This window comes from Pseudonocardia lutea (genome assembly GCF_042658055.1).
Lineage (GTDB): Bacteria > Actinomycetota > Actinomycetes > Mycobacteriales > Pseudonocardiaceae > Pseudonocardia > Pseudonocardia lutea.
Genome location: NZ_JBHSQK010000121.1, coordinates 1 through 1,127 on the forward strand (window position 1 = coordinate 1; position 1,127 = coordinate 1,127).

Sequence of the window (1,127 nt, forward strand, 5' to 3'; positions counted from 1 at the left end):
AGATCGAGGAGCCCTTCCCCGAGCCGATGCTCCTCGCGAGCACCGTCGAGCTGACCGACGGGCTCGCCGCCCGCGGCGTGAGCGGCCGGGGCCGGCTCGCCGAGGTGGCCGACACCGCTCGCTACGACCGCAAGCACACCCACTGCGACACCCTGGTGATCGGGGCCGGCCCGGCCGGGCTGCTCGCGGCGCGCACTGCAGTCCGGGCGGGGGAGAGCGTGGTCCTGGTCGACGACCGGCCCGTCGCCGGCGGCAGCCTGACCGGAACCGAGCGCATCGCCGGCCGCCCGGCGCTGCAGTTCGTCGCCGACACCGTCGCCCAGCTGGCCGCCCACCCGGACGTGCTGCACCTGCAGCGCACCACCGCCTTCGGGCACTACGACGACGGGTTCGTCCTGGCCCTGGAGCGCCGCACCGACCAACTGGGCGCGTCCGCACCCCGGCACCGCTCCCGGCAGCGGGTGCACCGCATCCGGGCCGAGCAGGTCGTGGTGGCCACCGGCGCGCACGAGCGGCCCATCGTGTTCGCCGACAACGACCGCCCGGGCATCATGCTGGCCGCGTCGGCCCGGGACTACCTGCACCGCTACGGCGTGCTCGCCGGCCGGCAGATCGTCGTGTTCACCAGCGACGACGCCGCCTACGCCGCCGCGACCGACCTGTCCGACGCCGGTGCCGACGTCACGGTCCTCGACGCCCGCCCGGCCCCGCCCGCGCACTGGGTCACCCGGTGCGCCGAGCGTGGTGTCGCCGTGCATCCCGAGGCCGTGGTCACCGGGACCTCCGGCGAGGAGCGGATCACCGAGGTCCAGGTCGCCGTCGCCGGCGGCGGGCGGTGGACGCTGCCGACCGACCTGCTGCTGGTGTCCGGCGGCTGGAACCCGACCGCGCACCTGTTCAGCCACGTCAGGGGGCCCCTGGCCTACGACCCCGCGCTGGGCGCGTTCCGCCCGGCCGAGACGCTACCCGGGGTCACCGTGATCGGCGCCGCCAACGGCACCCTCGACCTGGCCGGCTGCCTGCGCGAGGGCGCCGGCGGCGACGCCCCGAGCACGGCTCCGGAGCCCGTCCGCACGCCCACCCGGGTGCTGTGGCGCACCGAGGGTGACCGGGCCCGCCAGTTCGTC

General features: G+C 76.7%; 1 protein-coding gene. It reads left to right on the top strand.

The annotated features are described in order from the left end of the window. On the top strand, window positions 1-1,127 hold a 1,127-nt coding region (locus ACFQH9_RS31275; protein ID WP_379571931.1), incomplete at both ends, for an FAD-dependent oxidoreductase.